The organism is Proteus vulgaris, assembly GCF_011045815.1.
GTDB classification, from domain to species: domain Bacteria; phylum Pseudomonadota; class Gammaproteobacteria; order Enterobacterales; family Enterobacteriaceae; genus Proteus; species Proteus vulgaris_B.
The window spans coordinates 2426422-2442465 of the sequence record NZ_CP047344.1 but is presented as its reverse complement, the minus strand read 5'-3'; the positions used below and the strand labels follow the sequence as shown (position 1 = coordinate 2442465).

The following is a 16044-nucleotide window of genomic DNA, read 5'->3' as shown; positions in this document are numbered from 1 at the left end:
CGAAATAGGCATTTAGTTACTGTTTAAGTGATATTCGTTTTAAGGTTGGGAAAGACTCAAAAAAGGTATAACGTAATTTATGGAAAAACTCATTGAAATTTATGATTTCATAACATCAAAGCAAATATTTACCACAATATTCTTAGTTGTTGTGTTGCTGGTGGTATGGTTTCTCGCCAAGATGATTTTCCGCCGAATTGCAAAGCGATTACTTTTTTTATTTACTGAACTTTCAGATGAAGAAACGATAGAAGACATTGCTAAAAAGAGTGCCTCTATAGTTGCAGTAACATTAGTTCTTTATATTAATCAGCTACTACCTTCTTTTTCTCATGAGATGAATGTTATCTTTGAGACGGTTGCTCGAGCTTTTATTATTATCAATATTGCCTCATTGCTTAATAATGCTCTCGATATCTTTAATATTAGGCATGCAAAAAAGGCGTGGCATCGGAATAATTCCATTAAAGGTTATATTGAAATTGCCAAAATCGTCGTTTGGATAATTTCTTTTATTCTGATCATTGCACTTTTTACTGAACAATCACCACTTATTATTATCTCAAGTTTTGGTGCCATTGCTGCGGTATTAATGTTTGTTTTTCAACATACTCTTATCTCATTTGTTGCCAATATTCTTATTTCTAACGGTAAAGTTTTAAAGCTTTATGATTGGATAGAACTTCCAAGTAGTAATATTAGTGGTGAGGTGATTGATATTGCATTGCATACTATTACTGTACGTAATTGGGATAATACGATTTCACGTATTCCAACCAAAGATTTTTTGACGGAAAAATACACTAACTGGCAACCGATGTTTTCATCTGGAGGACGTCGGATTAAACGTAGCTTTTATATTGATCAATCTTCGATTTCATTTGCAACGGAAGAATTAGTCCTTGAATTAAAAAATACAGTTCCTCTTCGCAAAAGCATAGAAGCTATGCTTGAAGGCAAAGAAGAAGAGATTGGCGATATTAATGTGTGGCTAGAAACAAAAGGGGTCACCAATTTACAGCTATTTAGAAAGTACATGCTAAATTGGATAAAAATGCGTGGTGATGTTAGGCCGGATATGTATTTAGTGATAAGAACAATGCCACCAACCCCCATGGGATTACCCGTAGAGTTATACTGTTTTACCAGAGCGACAACATGGGTAGAATATGAAGAAACACAATCTGAAATTTTTGAGTATATAAATGCATCAGCTAAATATTTTAAACTTGATATTTATCAGCAACCTTCAGGTAATGATGTTGCGAAATTAAAATTCAGATAATAAAAACATTAATTAAACAAAGAATACTTTTTTTAATTTTATGCTAAATAATTTGAGGTATAGCTTGGCAACTCGTGTAAATAAACAAAGTCAATGATAGGGCAACTTGAAGCATGAGGAGTTCATAAAATAAGCTATCACGAAAATCTTGCTGTTATCTTAATCAGTATCATGTGCTTTTTTAATATTGGTTCTGACCTTGTGAGAATTTGTGTTAGAATCACCGCGTTTATTAAACTATTCAGGTGAGGTGCTTCTGAATACGCCGTCACAGCTATCATTACCACTATCTCTGCCCGATGACGAGACATTCGATAGCTTTTATGCAGGGGAAAACGCGTCGTTAGTCGCGGCAATTCAAACCGCCATTCATCAATCCCATGGCAGTTATATCTATTTCTGGTCCCGCGACGGGGGTGGAAAAAGCCATCTATTACATGCTGCATGCGCTGAACTTTCATTAAAAGGTGATGCCGTTGGCTATGTTCCACTTGATAAACGAGCCTATTTTGTTCCCGATGTCCTTGAAGGCATGGAGCATCTATCATTAGTTTGTATCGATAATGTTCAATGTATTGCAGGTGATGAAGAGTGGGAGCTTGCCTTATTTAATCTTTATAATCGCGTTTTAGAGCATGGTCGAACTTGTTTATTAATTACTGGGGATAGACCACCTCGCCAAATCGAATTACAACTTCCTGATCTTGCGTCTCGGCTAGATTGGGGGCAAATTTATCGTTTGCAGCCATTAAGCGATGAAGAAAAAATTCAAGCCTTACAATTAAGGGCAAAGCTTCGTGGTTTTGAATTACCTGAAGATGTAGGTCGCTTTGTGTTAAAGCGCCTTGATAGAAAAATGCGGACACTCTTTGAAATGCTTGATGAACTTGATCACGCTTCTATTGTAGCTCAACGAAAACTCACCATCCCCTTTGTGAAAGATATTCTCAAACTGTAGTTTTTACCTCAATATTATCCCTCATTCAAATTAGGTGAGGTGAATAACACAAATTTGCCTCTATTGTTTAAATTAAACCAATTAAAAGTAATGATTTTTCGTTATTTTTAATGGTGATTTTTTGTATTAAAAACCATAAAAAAACCGCTTGTCTTTATAGAAGGCAAGCGGTGAGAAATACAAACAATAAAGGAGGAGGGTTAAATAATTAGTGTGCTTCTACTACTTTAGTTTTCTTCTGAGGTACCAGTAAGAAAATCAGATAAAGTGCAGTAATTGCAATCGTGTATCCTGTGAAAATTAACCAGAATGATTTCCAGTCAACGGCGCCATTTGTGGTATATAAGTCAATGACCCAGCCACTTAACATTGCACCTAAATAAGTACCAAAACCGTTCACTAAGGTCATAAACATACCTTGTGCAGTTGAACGATATTGTAATGGGATCTCTTTTTCTAAGAACAGTGAACCTGAAATATTAAAGAAGTCGAAAGCACAACCATACACAATCATTGATAATAATAAAACGATTTGTCCTAATGATGTGTAATCGCCGTAAGCAAAGAAACCGAAACGTAAAATCCAAGCAATCATACTAAATAAAACAATAGTTTCGATTCTTACTCGTTTTAGCAACAGAGGTAGGAATAAAATAAAGACAACTTCTGAAATTTGTGAAATAGATAAAAATACAGAAGGATAACGTGCAAAGAATGAATCATCAGCGTTTGGTAATGCTGCAATATCTTGCAGGAATGGTACACCAAAAGTATTCGTAATTTGCAGAACAGATCCTAATAGTGTTGCAAAGAATAAGAAAACAACCACGTTTCTCTTTTTGAAAACTTGCAAAATATTAGAAAGACTAAATGCCACTTCTTCTGTTTTAGCTTCATTTTTATCAACTGCTTTTGTTGCAGGTAAGAACATGGCAAAAACAGCGAGAATAATAGAAGCAATTGCAGCCACAAAGAGTTGATGATAGCTATTACCTAAACCTAAGAAACTAATAACCCACATGGCCGCGATAAAACCAACTGTGCCGTAAACGCGGATCTTTGGAAAGTAGTTGTTAGGTTCTAAATGTTTTTGCTCTAACAGTTCAAAGATGATGCTGTTTGCCATTGAAATACTTGGCATAAAGAACAATAAATGCAACAAGGTAGCAAAAAATAATGTAGTGACAGTCGTCATTTGCGACATCAACACTAGTGCTAATGCAGAAAAAATATGCAGGGTAATAAATACTAATTTGCGGTTATTTATTTTATCTGCAATAAATCCCATGATGACAGGCGCGATAAGTGAGGCAAGCCCAAGAGCACTGAAAATAAGCCCAACATCACTACCTTTAAAATGCAGTTCTCCAAAGAGGTACGAGGCAAATGTTACCAGCCAAGATCCCCATATAAAGAACTGGAGGAATGAGACAAGTTTTAATCTAAGTACGATATTCATCTGTTTTCCTATTAGCCTAGCAATCACCCGACACCATAATGATGATTGGTTAGTTTTAATTGCCCATAATGTTGGCTATAACGTTGTTTATTTCATATACATCTATAACTTCATTTCACACCGATTAATTGTCATCAAATTAAAAATTAACAACTAAAGAAGAGATAGAGTAAATAACAAATTGAAAGATTATTGCTGTATTGCAGTGCTGTTTAAAATGTATTTTTTTTGTTAATTTCTTTCTTGGATGATAATGAAAAAATAGAGTGGCGAGAATTTAGTGTTTATCAACTCTGCTATCATATTTTCTGATGTCCATGATATGTAGGAACGCATTTGTGTAAAGAGACTTGAGTCACAATATAAATGAAACACATGATTATTTTTTTCTTTTTAAGGTGACCTATAGCGGGATAGTGTGATCTTGATAGACTATCCAAAAAATGATGATTTATTAGCCATAAAAAATATGAAACTGAGATGAATTTTTTTGAAAGCAAAAAGAGATTAATTTTTTTCTGTTGAGGGAATAAAGAACACTTTATTAATTGTTGTGTTTACAATTTAATAACATTTGGTGATTTATGCCTAAATGGGAAAAATAGAGTAAACGGTTGCGGTATTAATGATAAAACATAAAGAATAAAGCCTATCTCACGTATCGTGAAGTATAGGCTTTAATTTTCTGATCCTAGCTAAATTTTCCTGTTCTTAGCTAAATAACTCTTTCACTTGCTCAGGTGGGCGGCCTAAACGGGCTTGATTTCCAACAACCACAATAGGGCGCTCAATAAGCTTAGGATTTTCATGCATTGCTTGAATTAATGCATCTTGCGATGTTTCGTCAGCAAGTTTGAGTGTTTTATAGATCTCTTCTTTTGTACGCATTAATTTTCTTGCATCATCAAACCCTAGCGCTTTAAGAAGTGTTTTAAGTTCGGTTACTGAGGGCGCTGTGTCTAAGTAGAGATTAATCTCAGGAGTTACCTGCATTTCTTCTAATAAATGTAAGGTTTCACGGCTTTTTGAACAGCGTGGATTGTGATAAATCGTCACTTTCTTGGTCATGTTGTCCCTTATTTAAATTGACTGTCTCTTTGCTGTATTTTTCTTAACTGGTCAATACGCGCATCAAAGCGTGCTTGGTCATTACTGCCCAGTTTAACTTGTCTGCTTGCATCACCTAAATAACGGATCGCTGTTTCAAAGTCACCTCGGAGTGCTAAATCTTCAGCATAAGCCGCTAATTCATGGGCTCTATCACCTTGTTTAGCTGAGTTTTCTGCCATTAACTGCCATCCAATAGGATCATTTGGATTATCAAAGGTATAACGATAAAGCAGGCGATTAGCTTCGTTATATTGTTTATTATGTATATAAGAATTAGCCAAGTTAGCAATAATAACGTTGTTATTAGGGTTCTGTTTTAATGCCAATTGCAATCTTGCGACAGCATCACTTGCCCGATTTTGCTCTAAATCGATATCTGTCATTGCATCGATAAGCCAAATATTATTAGGTTCTTTTTCTAACATTGGCGTGAGTAATTTTCTTGCGTCATCAAATTTACGATCACGAGAGTAAATGAGTATTTGCGCATAATTGGCGGCTAATTTTTCAATCGCAGTACCTTGCTTAAACTGATCAAGCGTGGTTTGAAATGCATTATCTGCAGTGGGATTTTTATTTAGCATGGTTAACACACGCATTTTAGCGAATAGAAAATCTGCTGACTGAGGAAGTTGGCGTGCTGGATATTGGCTGGCTCGGCTTCTTGCATCAGATAATCGGCTATCCGGTAAGGGGTGTGTTAATAACATTTCAGGCGGTTTAGAACTATAGCGAACTTGGTCAGCAAGAATTTGCATAAAATCAGGCATCCCTTTGGGGTCAAACCCCGCTCGATAGAGTGTTTGAATTCCAATACGATCAGCCTCTTGCTCGTTCATTTGTGTAAACGTGATCATATTCTGCTGCATCCCCGCCATACTCCCCGTAAAGGTTGCAAGACCTGCATTGGGATTTGCCATAAATATCAGGATAGAACCTAATACCCCAGCAAGTGCAAGAGGGGTTGTTTTTGCTTGGTCTTCCAACATTCTTGCTAAATGACGCTGAGTAACATGCGTGATTTCGTGAGCCATAACAGAGGCTAACTCACTTTCATTTCGGCTATAGCGAAAGAGTGCGGAATGTAAAACAATGTTCCCCCCAAAATAAGCAAAGGCATTAATATTGGGATTATTGACTAAGTAAAAATGAAAGGGTGTTTTGACTGAGCTAGCATTAGAAACCAGCTTTTGCCCCAAATTATTAATGTAGTTAGAAAGCAGAGGGTCAAAAACTAATGGTGCACTATTTCGCAGTTGGCGAGTATAGTAATCTCCCATAGCAATTTCTTGGTTAATACTTAGCGTTGAACCTGCAGTGGTTCCCATATCAGGTAAAGAGTCTTCAATATCAATCGCGGCATGCGCTGGCAATACTGATGTTGATAGCAACGCAGAAACAAGAAGCGCGACTAATGGTTTTTTAAGTCTGAGTTTCATACAACTATATCCTGATGGCTATCTTAACGAAAAATTAATAATTAATGATGTATGATAGCAAAACCTAACGTAAAATCTGTCAAAAGATTATTGCTTATATGAATGAATACATATAGCTCTATTATTCTGATTATTATAAAGGATCTTTATTTTCATGCTGGACTTGCTTGTTCAATGGTACAAACGCCGATTTGCTGATCCACAAGTTATCGCCCTTGTGGTTATCTTAATTGCAGGCTTTTTAATTCTGTACTTCTTCAGTGGCATACTCGCTCCTTTGTTAGTGGCAATTGTGCTTGCCTATCTTTTAGAGTGGCCAACTCATTTACTTGAGAAATTAGGATGCGCTCGCATATGGGCGGTATCAATTATTCTGACACTCTTTATTGGTATTAGTGCTATCGTTATTTTGATTTTAGCACCCACAGTTTGGCAACAAGGGATGACACTAATTTCTGATATCCCAAATATGATCAATAAGTTCAATGCATTTGCACATGAATTGCCTGATCGTTTCCCCGCATTAATGGATGCGGGTATTGTTGATATGATGGCAGAAAACTTACGTAGTAAGTTCTCAACAGTCGCTGAATCTGTCTTAAAGGTATCTTTAGCTTCATTAATTGGCGTTATCACACTTTCTATTTATCTTATTCTTGTTCCTTTAATGACGTTCTTTTTGCTTAAAGATAAGCAACAAATGCTTAATGCCGTACGTCGTGTTTTACCAAAAAATAGAATACTGGCAGCGCAAGTTTGGATTGAAGTTAATCAGCAAATAACCAATTATATTCGTGGCAAAGTGACAGAAATGGTTATTGTTGGCATCTTTACTTATTTTGTTTTTGCCTTCTTCGATCTACGTTATTCCGTACTGCTTGCTGTTATTGTAGGTGTCTCTGTTTTAGTACCTTATGTTGGCGCTGTTTTAGCGACGATCCCTGTGATTGTTATTGCGCTTTCTCAATGGGGATTAGGCTCTGATTTTTGGGCGTTATTTATCGCTTATCTTGTTGTTCAAGGATTAGATAGCAACTTATTAGTACCGATTTTGTACTCTGAAGCAGTAAATATGCATCCTTTAGTTATTATCTTATCCGTGATTATATTTGGTGGTATGTGGGGATTTTGGGGGGTTTTCTTCGCTATCCCATTAGCAACATTGATAAAAGCAGTATTGCATGCATTACCTGATGAAATTGCAAATGAGCAACATATAAAGAAAAGTTAAAGATAGTTTTGAGTTAGCAAAAAAACAGACAGTGAAAACTGTCTGTTGTCTTATCAATACAGGTATTTATTTACGGATGCTGGGCGAGATATTCGAGAACGATTTGATGGTGATTAGTCGTTTTAAAGCTATCAAAAACGTGTTCAATAACGCCATTTTTATCAATTAAGAAAGAAGTACGATGAATACCATCGTAAGTTTTTCCCATAAATTGCTTTTCTCCCCAAATACCAAATTCTTCTGCAACTTTATGATCTTCATCTGAAAGTAATGTGAAGTTTAACATTTCTTTTTCAGCGAAACGGGAAAGTTTTTCTGATTTATCTGTGCTAATACCCAATACTTCGACTTTGGCCTTTTTTAATGTATCCATTTCATCACGTAAGCCACAAGCTTGTGTCGTACAGCCTGGTGTCATTGCTTTAGGATAAAAATAAACGAGCACGCGTTGACCAGCGAAATCAGATAAATTAATTATTTCTCCATCTTGGTCGGGCAGACTGAATTGAGGCGCCTTTTCACCGGCTTTTAATGGGTTCATTTGGTCATTCTCCATTTTTTACTGTTTCATCATCAGACTATTTACGATACTTATTGTGCCTTGAGCATTTAGCTCTGTACATAACTGATTGAATTTCTCATTAATAACAAGACCGTGATCATCTAATGGGTTATGCGCCGTGATTTGTATTTCTAAACGGGCAGGTGTGCCATCTTCTGACGGGTGCGTTTTAGAAATTAATTCAGCAAGATTAAAATTATGCTGGCTAAACAAATTAGTAAAGCGTTCTACAATACCGGGTGCATCTTCAATATCAACCTTCGCTGCAATAGTTGAAGGATAGGTAATGGGAGCCCCATTTTTTGTTCTTTTCATGACGGTCAATAAATCAAGTTCCGCACTTTTAATCGGCAACAACGCTTCTAACTGTGCGATAGCGTTCCAGCCACCTGAGAGTAGCATGATAAACGTAAACTCTTGACCAAACATCGCAAGACGGCTGTCCTCGATATTACATCCACATTGGCTGACTAATTGTGTAATGGTATCAACAATACCTGGGCGATCAGCGCCTAATGCAGTAATGACGAGAAAATGTTTATCAGGTATGGGCAAAATGAGGTTCCTTTTGACTTTCAGTTTATTCTTAACAGGTAAACACAAATTTTGATTTCTGCCAAGATCCCTTGCTCACTATCTTCAATTATTATATCTCTTTAATTCATATCAAAGAATATTAGCAAATTTCATTAGAAACCTAGAGTTAAGTAGTTTTCAATAGAGCAATGAATGAGTACCATTGAGTATACGTCTATCTCGGAGCAATGATTATGGTGAATAACGAATTTAATTTTACAGGCAGTATGGTGGCATTGGTTACACCAATGGACGCAAAAGGCAATGTTGACCGGGTTAGTTTACGTAAATTAGTTGACTATCATGTTAATGCAGGCAGTGCTGCCATTGTTTCTGTTGGTACAACAGGTGAGTCTGCAACATTAAGTCATGACGAGCATGTTGATGTCGTTTTAATGACATTAGATATGGCAGATGGACGTATTCCTGTGATTGCAGGTACGGGTGCTAATGCAACATCTGAAGCTGTTTGGTTTACACAACAATTTGAAAACAAAGGTATTGTGGGTTGTTTAAGTGTGACGCCATATTATAATAAACCTTCACAAGAAGGCTTGTATCAGCACTTTAAAGCGATTTCTGAAAGCACCGCACTACCACAAATCCTGTATAATGTGCCAGGACGTACGGGATGCGATTTATTGCCAGTAACAGTTGCACGTTTAGCCAAGTTGGATAATATTGTGGCAATTAAAGAGGCGACAGGGAACTTAAGTAGGGTTAGTCAAATCCAAGAGTTGGTTAATGATGATAGTTTTATCTTATTAAGCGGAGATGACGCATCATCATTAGACTTTATGCAACTTGGCGGCCATGGTGTTATTTCGGTTACTGCTAACGTTGCTGCGTCAGAGATGGTAGAATTATGTCGATTAGCAAATGCGGGTGAGTTTGCAAAAGCACGTGAACTTAATCGACGTCTGATGGACTTGCATCATCAGTTATTTGTTGAACCTAATCCAATCCCAGCTAAATGGGCGTGTCAACGTATTGGATTGATTGAAGACGCCACATTGCGCTTACCTATGACTCCGTTGACATCATCAGGTCAGCAAATTGTCGAGAAAGCGCTGTTAACAGCGGGAATACTGTAAAACTTAGGGAATTTTAATGGCAACACTATTGCATAAATCAAAGATTATGAAAGTCGCGGGTCTGTCGCTGGTGGTTCTACTGGCAGCCTGTTCAAGTGATCAGCGCTATAAACGTCAGGTCAGTGGTGATGAGTCTTATTTAGAGACGGCAGGGCTAAAGAATTTAGCTATTCCGGCGGGTATGGTGTTGCCTTTGCAAAATGGGGAATATGATATTCCAACCCCTAAAAAAACTGAGCCAGTAGGCTTAGCGCTTGATATTCGTCCACCGACTCAAGCTCTGAACTTATTAAGTGGTTCACGTAGTGAAAATAATGCAGATAACAGCAAACTGTTTTTACCTAGCACTCCTGAAAATACAACACTGTATGAGCAAGTAACGGCTATCTTAAAGGATAAAGGCGTTGCTATTGTAAAAAGTGATGCAGGGCAAAAAGAAATTCATACTGATTGGATAACATGGCTACGTGCAGATGAAAACGTGCCTTTCCAAACACGTCAACGCTTAGTCATAGCTCAAGCGGGTAATGTAATTTCATTAACAGTGACTAACGAAGGTTTACGCCAAGGCGAAACAGACGTTACTGATCCAGCTGAAGTAAAACGTTATAATATTTTAATGCTTAATGAGCTGGTTGATGGTTTAAACCGTATGCGTAATTTAAGCGAAAATACAGCTACAAGTAATCTTCAAGGTATTATTGATGTCCAGAGTGGCAGTGATAATGCAGGGCTTCCAGTGATTATTGTACGTGCGCCATTCGATGTTGTTTGGGATAGATTACCAATCGCATTAGAAAGCGTGGGAATGAAAATGGGCGACCGCACACGTTCTAAAGGTTCAGTTGAAGTAACCTATAAAGGAATGAGTAGCGCAAACTGGAGCTCGTTGGGTGTTGATAGACCAACTGTAGAAGAAGCGGATTATAAATTACAAGTGGGTGATTTAAATAACCGTAGTAGCCTACAATTTATCAGTGATAAAGGTAAGCCATTAACACAATCACAGAATGATCAAATGGTTGCAGCGTTGAAAGCCGCTTTCAGTAAACCTGTGAAATAGGTATTCCGCTTTATAAAATAAAGAGAAGCCGCACAATATCAATTGTGCGGTTTTTTTGTGTTTTTAATCGGCAGAAATCTCTACTTATTTTTATTTTTAGAAATTTAAATAGAAATTCACTATTAAATTCGTCATTAATTGAATGCTCTTTTAATGATAATGTTTAATTTGGTGTTGTTAATAATATTAATCTTAATGCAATGCTCTTAAATTTATGTAATATTGCGTCAATTCTTATTCTTAATAAAAATAACAAAGCATTCTCTAACTATATGAAGGAGTATTTATGAGTGCGGGTGATATGATTATTCACTTGATATTAAGTGGGATACTTATTGTAGGTGTTTATCAATTTTATTTTTTTACTCAACGATATACATTGAGAGAAGTGAAAGTAATTAATTCACCTGTTGATGAAAAAATTCCTTTCTGGCCTTGGTGGTCATGGATTTATAGTTTTTTATATTATCCCGCAATTCTATATCTTAACTGGATTATTCAAGACTCAAGACAATTTATTATGATTGTTTTTAGTTATATAGTGCTGTTAGTCATGCAAATGTTTTTCTTTGTAGTATTTCCTGTTGCCACCCCTGCACATTGGCGAACCATTAACCCAGGAAAAACAGCATCAGAGAAATTTCTTAAGTTTGTTCAACACTTTGATGACTCATCAAACTGTTTCCCTAGCATGCACGTTTCAGTTGCAACACTTACTGCTTGTCTTGCATATGCAACATTAGGGCCTTGGGTTTTCTTATTCCCATTATTTATTGCTTTATCTTGTATGTTTACCAAACAACACTATTTAATTGATTTACCAGCAGGCGCCTTATTAGGTTGGTTTGCTTATGAAATCTATTGTTTTATTATGTAATGAAAAATTTATACCATTTTTATTCGTAGGTATATTTAAAAAAATACAAAGTTAAATGAATAAAAATAGCTTGTTGAAATTTAGTAATAAGAAATAGAACCAAATTAGTTTCTAATAAAAAAGAAATTAATTTGGTTTTTTTATTCACAACAACTCAAGATGGGCGTAATGAAAAATGAATTAATTATTAAAAATAATATAACTCTAAAAAGGAGATGATACAGAGATATAAACTAAAAATATTCTTATTTTGATTTTTTATATCCGCTATATTCTTACCTTATTATAGAACTTCTCTTTATTACTTTTAATGGTTAATTGTTGTTATTTTAAATATTAAAGATAATAATGCACTTTTATTCTCTATAAATAGTGCTGTTATCAATACGTTATCTTCAAGATTTTTTAGTGATAGCTCTCACGTTTTAAAAGCTTTTTTATCTAATCTAGAGTAGAGTATGGGAAGCAAATTTCTTGTTAAACCTATCACATCTTTGGAGTGTGTCAGATGCAGAAAAAAGCTGAGTTGTATCGTGGAAAGGCCAAGACAGTCTATACCACTGAATCTTCTGATTTTCTTATCCTTGAATTCAGAAATGATACATCAGCGTTAGATGGCCAACGTATTGAACAGTTTGATCGTAAAGGCATGGTAAATAATAAATTTAACCATTTCATTATGAATAAACTGGAAGAAGCGGGTATCCCAACGCAGATGGAACGTTTGCTTTCTGATAATGAAGTGCTAGTTAAAAAACTCGATATGGTGCCTGTTGAATGTGTTATTCGCAATCGCGCGGCTGGCTCATTAGTTAAACGTTTAGGCGTTGAAGAAGGTATGCTTTTAAACCCACCTATTTTTGATTTATTCTTAAAAGATGATGCGCGTCATGATCCTATGGTGAATGAATCTTATTGTGAAACCTTTAATTGGGTATCTAAAGAAAACCTCGCAGAAATGAAACGTCTTAGCTATAAAGCAAACGATGTCCTTAGCGAATTGTTTGATAAAGCAGGGCTTATTTTAGTTGATTTTAAACTCGAATTTGGTCTATTCCACGGTAAAGTCGTATTGGGTGATGAATTCTCTCCTGATGGTAGCCGTCTATGGGATAAAAATACCTTAGATAAAATGGATAAAGACCGTTTCCGTCAAAGCTTAGGCGGATTAATTGAAGCATACGAAGAAGTTGCACGCCGAATTGGTGTTTCTTTAGACTAAATACGCAAACGATTACGTAAAGAGAAAACAATATAATAAAAAAGGTCAGCTTAAAAACTGACCTTTTGTTTCTTCAAAAAGAGTATTAAAAGAACATGATTAAGCAGTTATATTGATAAAATTACGTTTAATAATAAGAATAATCATCGTAATCCTAAACTTACTAATAATTGTTTAATTTCATTATTAAGTGCAAGACTATCAATATATTGATTAATTAATGGTGTTGGTTCAATGAGTGCATATTTGCATAAGAAAATTAGGAAATAGCCCACATACACATCAACCGCAGTCAGATTTTTGCCACAAATATAAGGGTTAGCACTGGCTAGCCCCGTTTCTAAACAATGAAAGGCACGTTCAAATGAACCAAAACCAGAGGACTTTTGTTGTTCTTCATTCAACTCCACACCGAGATCTTTGACTGTAAATGCTGCTTCAATAGGGCCTGCGGTAAAAAAGAACCAACGATAATAGGTAGCTCTTTCAGGAGAATTTAGTGCAGGTGCGAATCCTTTCTCAATAAACTTATCCGCTAAATAAGCACAAATTGCGGAAGTTTCTGTAACAATATATTCGCCATCAACTAATGCAGGAACCTTCGCCATCGGATTAATTGCAAGGTATTCAGGACTATGCATTGGTTCGCCATAAGCTAATTCAATGCGCTGATATGGTACATTTAATATCTTTAAGAAAAGCTCAACTGTGTTGCCACGAGATATCGTATTAGTATAAAGGATAAGTTCACTCATGATGTTTCCTTACTGTGTTGATTGACATAATGTTTGTTTAAACTGAAATCGCTAAATGAGGGACAGCAAGGAAGATATTACGGAAGTTGAGTGTCAGTTATTGTCAGGAGTGTCTTTGAGGATCTCTTTTTTCCATCTATCGAGCAAATAACTTTTTGGATAAGGCAAATTATCACTCAATACATCATAAGAAATAATCCTATCGAGTCTAAAATGGCGATAGCTTTGGCGTAATTCACACCATGCAGCAATGACTTGCGAGTCTTGAAAATAGCCAACCGCAATCGGCCAAATAACACGATGACTTAATTGTTTTTGAGCGTCTTTATAATCAATTTTCGCTTTTTTCTCTTCACGTAAACTTAAACGTAAATCTTTAGCAATAGTGTGGTTAACTTCAATAATTCGATTTGTAGGTACAAATAATGTGTTTTGCTCCAGTAATGTTTGATGCTGTGTTGTGACTACGGCATTAATTTTATTAATCGCACGTAATGCCGAGTAGCTTAATTCATTATCTGTATTATTTTCAACCCAACGCAATCCTAAGATAAGGGCTTCCAATTCATTGATATCAAAGGTTAATGGAGGAAGTAATAATCCTGATCTCAATTGATAACCTATACCCGCTTCGCCCGTAATTTCAGCACCTTGATCACGTAGAGATTCAATATCACGATAAATCGACCGTGCACTTATGTGTAATTTATTAGCGAGTGCCTCAGCAGTTATCGGATAACGGTTTTCTTTTAGAATTTGTAATAAAGTGAGTAAGCGCTGGGTCCGAGTCATTAAGATCTCAATGTGTTAACAAAAAATACGATGATTAGGAATAAGAATTCTATTATGAAATGACTAAAGTGTGTTGAGTTATTTTCTCTAATAGTCTCTATTACCTTGCTCTCAAAAAATAGGGAATAGAGATGACAATTTTTTGTTATTATCTCAAATCAAGTGATAAATTTACTCATAATAAAGATAAATTAGCCTATTAAAACCGTGGGGATATGTTATGCGTTGGAATGATCGCCGAAGAAGTAATAATGTAGAAGACAGAAGAGGGCAACCTTCCTCTGCATCTGGTGGTGGCAATCTCCCATTAGGATTAATTGCACTTTTACTGCGTACTAAATATGGTTTTGTAATAATTATTGTTTTAGTTATCGCCAGCTTTATGGGATTTGATTTTAACACGTTAACAGGTGGCAATAATCAAGCCCCACAACGTAATGAGCAACAAACCGCACTCTATAATGAAGCAGCCGATTTTAGTAGTGTTATTTTAGCCAGTACAGAAGATTTCTGGCGAACAATTTTTACACAGGCAGGAAAACAATATAGTGATCCTAAACTTGTGCTATATACCAATAGCACGACAACACAATGTGGAACGGGCACAAAAATAATGGGGCCATTTTATTGTCCCGTGGATCGAAAAATCTATCTTGATCTTTCCTTTTATAATGAAATGAAAAATAGCTTAGGTGGTGGTGGTGAATTTGCCCAAGGCTATGTTATATCTCATGAAGTTGGTCATCATGTTCAGCATTTGCTAGGCATTACAACCCAAATGCGCGAAAAACAACAAATGGCTCGCTCAAAAGCAGAAGCAAATCGCTTATCTGTAAAATTAGAACTACAAGCTGACTGTTTTGCGGGAATGTGGGGGCATTTTATTGCAGGTGAGGGCCGTATTGATGAAAGTGATTTATTAACGGCAATTAAAACAGCGCAAGCTATTGGCGATGATAAATTACAGCAACAACAGCAAGGTTATGCTGTACCTGACAGTTTTACACATGGTAGCGCAGAACAGCGTAAAACTTGGTTTATGCGAGGGTATAACAGTGGCAATATTAAATCTTGCGATACATTTGCTTCTTCGTCTTCGAACTAATACCATTCTTTGGTAAATAAAAGACAATTAACACTATAAAGAGAAAGGGTTAGGAACAAACATGAGCAATGTTGATCCCTCATTATTAATTTTGCTGGTTCTCGCTGGGCTCGGCATTATTAGTCATAACATGACTGTGACGTTAGCTATGCTGGCTTTGTTAGTCATTAAAATAACACCATTAAATCAATATTTTCCTGTTGTTGAAAAATATGGCATGACCATAGGGATCTTAATTCTTACCATCGGCGTAATGACTCCCATTGCAACGGGGCGTATATCAGGACAAGAAGTTCTTAATTCATTCTTAAACTGGAAATCACTATTAGCGATTGCTATTGGTATCGCTGTTTCTTGGCTGGGGGCTAGAGGTGTTTCTTTAATGAATAACCAGCCTTCAACGGTTGCCGGCTTATTAGTGGGAACAGTTATTGGAGTAGCGCTTTTCCGTGGTGTTCCTGTTGGGCCATTAATTGCAGCTGGTATTCTTTCATTATTAATTGGTAAATCCTAGCG

General features: G+C 36.2%; 16 protein-coding genes. 9 read left to right on the top strand and 7 right to left on the bottom strand.

The window, feature by feature from the left end:
- Positions 1-79: 79 nt before the first annotated feature.
- On the top strand, positions 80-1285 hold the full coding sequence (locus tag GTH24_RS11640) for a mechanosensitive ion channel family protein (RefSeq protein ID WP_072068429.1): 1206 nt from the start codon (positions 80-82) through the stop codon (positions 1283-1285).
- A 250-nt stretch (positions 1286-1535) separates the two neighbouring features.
- Positions 1536-2243 (top strand): DnaA inactivator Hda, encoded by a 708-nt coding sequence (gene hda, locus GTH24_RS11635; RefSeq protein ID WP_036938961.1) that lies wholly within the window; start codon positions 1536-1538, stop codon positions 2241-2243.
- 208 nt (positions 2244-2451) lie between these two features.
- Here hda and GTH24_RS11630 read toward each other — a convergent pair whose 3' ends face one another.
- The 3 genes from GTH24_RS11630 to GTH24_RS11620 all read right to left on the bottom strand — a co-directional run bounded on the left by GTH24_RS11630 (position 2452) and on the right by GTH24_RS11620 (position 6251).
- Positions 2452-3702 (bottom strand): MFS transporter, encoded by a 1251-nt coding sequence (locus GTH24_RS11630; RefSeq protein WP_072068428.1) that lies wholly within the window; start codon positions 3700-3702, stop codon positions 2452-2454.
- Positions 3703-4413: 711 nt separating this feature from the next.
- Positions 4414-4770: an arsenate reductase (glutaredoxin) gene (arsC, locus tag GTH24_RS11625; RefSeq protein WP_072068427.1), complete on the bottom strand. Its 357-nt coding sequence runs from the start codon at positions 4768-4770 to the stop codon at positions 4414-4416.
- Between the two features lie 8 nt (positions 4771-4778).
- Positions 4779-6251 (bottom strand): tetratricopeptide repeat protein, encoded by a 1473-nt coding sequence (locus GTH24_RS11620; RefSeq protein WP_072068426.1) that lies wholly within the window; start codon positions 6249-6251, stop codon positions 4779-4781.
- Between the two features lie 154 nt (positions 6252-6405).
- On the opposite strand from GTH24_RS11620, the gene GTH24_RS11615 reads away from it, so the two are divergent.
- Positions 6406-7482, top strand: a complete 1077-nt coding sequence (locus GTH24_RS11615; protein ID WP_072068425.1) for an AI-2E family transporter — start codon at positions 6406-6408, stop codon at positions 7480-7482.
- 70 nt (positions 7483-7552) lie between these two features.
- Here the strand turns inward: GTH24_RS11615 and bcp are convergent, their stop codons facing one another.
- Positions 7553-8023: a thioredoxin-dependent thiol peroxidase gene (bcp, locus tag GTH24_RS11610; protein ID WP_072068424.1), complete on the bottom strand. Its 471-nt coding sequence runs from the start codon at positions 8021-8023 to the stop codon at positions 7553-7555.
- Positions 8024-8041: 18 nt separating this feature from the next.
- Complete coding sequence (locus GTH24_RS11605; protein ID WP_072068422.1) at positions 8042-8599, bottom strand: glycine cleavage system transcriptional repressor; 558 nt, start codon at positions 8597-8599, stop codon at positions 8042-8044.
- Positions 8600-8814: 215 nt separating this feature from the next.
- Here GTH24_RS11605 and dapA point away from each other — a divergent pair, with 215 nt between their 5' ends.
- The 4 genes from dapA (at position 8815) to purC (ending at position 12876) form a co-directional block, all read left to right on the top strand.
- The gene (gene dapA / locus GTH24_RS11600) at positions 8815-9714 is read left to right on the top strand and encodes a 4-hydroxy-tetrahydrodipicolinate synthase (protein ID WP_072068421.1); all 900 of its coding nucleotides are present in this window, start codon (positions 8815-8817) and stop codon (positions 9712-9714) included.
- A gap of 16 nt (positions 9715-9730) precedes the next feature.
- Positions 9731-10777 (top strand): outer membrane protein assembly factor BamC, encoded by a 1047-nt coding sequence (bamC, locus tag GTH24_RS11595; protein ID WP_072068420.1) that lies wholly within the window; start codon positions 9731-9733, stop codon positions 10775-10777.
- 286 nt (positions 10778-11063) lie between these two features.
- Positions 11064-11654 (top strand): phosphatase PAP2 family protein, encoded by a 591-nt coding sequence (locus tag GTH24_RS11590; RefSeq protein WP_072068419.1) that lies wholly within the window; start codon positions 11064-11066, stop codon positions 11652-11654.
- A 508-nt stretch (positions 11655-12162) separates the two neighbouring features.
- The gene (gene purC / locus GTH24_RS11585) at positions 12163-12876 is read left to right on the top strand and encodes a phosphoribosylaminoimidazolesuccinocarboxamide synthase (protein ID WP_072068417.1); all 714 of its coding nucleotides are present in this window, start codon (positions 12163-12165) and stop codon (positions 12874-12876) included.
- A 143-nt stretch (positions 12877-13019) separates the two neighbouring features.
- On the opposite strand, the gene GTH24_RS11580 is transcribed toward purC, so the two are convergent.
- Both GTH24_RS11580 and GTH24_RS11575 read right to left on the bottom strand, forming a co-directional pair.
- On the bottom strand, positions 13020-13631 hold the full coding sequence (locus GTH24_RS11580; protein WP_072068416.1) for a glutathione S-transferase family protein: 612 nt from the start codon (positions 13629-13631) through the stop codon (positions 13020-13022).
- Positions 13632-13724: 93 nt separating this feature from the next.
- Complete coding sequence (locus GTH24_RS11575; RefSeq protein WP_164526445.1) at positions 13725-14423, bottom strand: helix-turn-helix transcriptional regulator; 699 nt, start codon at positions 14421-14423, stop codon at positions 13725-13727.
- A 220-nt stretch (positions 14424-14643) separates the two neighbouring features.
- On the opposite strand from GTH24_RS11575, the gene ypfJ reads away from it, so the two are divergent.
- Both ypfJ and GTH24_RS11565 read left to right on the top strand, forming a co-directional pair.
- Positions 14644-15528 (top strand): KPN_02809 family neutral zinc metallopeptidase, encoded by an 885-nt coding sequence (gene ypfJ / locus GTH24_RS11570; protein WP_072068413.1) that lies wholly within the window; start codon positions 14644-14646, stop codon positions 15526-15528.
- Positions 15529-15589: 61 nt separating this feature from the next.
- Positions 15590-16042, top strand: coding sequence for a DUF441 domain-containing protein (locus tag GTH24_RS11565; protein WP_006533030.1), 453 nt, complete (start codon positions 15590-15592; stop codon positions 16040-16042).
- Positions 16043-16044: the final 2 nt, after the last annotated feature.